This is a genomic window from Vibrio sp. 10N.222.49.C9 (genome assembly GCF_041474985.1).
Taxonomy (GTDB): Bacteria; Pseudomonadota; Gammaproteobacteria; order Enterobacterales; family Vibrionaceae; genus Vibrio; species Vibrio crassostreae_C.
The window spans coordinates 1-323 of the sequence record NZ_JBFRVD010000862.1; the positions used below are offsets into that span (position 1 = coordinate 1).

1 pseudogene is annotated in these 323 nt (G+C 48.0%); it reads left to right on the forward strand.

Annotated features, from left to right (window positions below):
* Positions 1–210 (forward strand): annotated as a pseudogene (locus AB4585_RS25960) (enoyl-CoA hydratase); the annotation flags it as partial.
* Positions 211–323: the final 113 nt, after the last annotated feature.

The window sequence follows — 323 nt, forward strand, 5'->3', positions numbered from 1 at the left end:
GCCTTGGAGTGCATTAACCGCTCTCCAGATGTATTAGCCGCGAATAAGAAGCTCTACCATAACACCTGGTGGTCGAGTCAAGGCAAGGCGCTACTGCTCGAGACTTGGTATCAGATTAAGGTTGGGATGGGGAAGAACAGAGTCATTGCGGGTAAGCGAGAGCGTAATCCTGATGATAAGCCGGATTACTTGCCGAGGAAGTTCAAGTAAAGCAGTCAAAAGCTGTTAGCTTTAAGCCATCAGATTAAGAGGAGTCATTGCCGAGGTCTCTTATCGGCAATCTTAAAGTAGTGCATCTAAGATTCCCGCTAACGACATGCGGG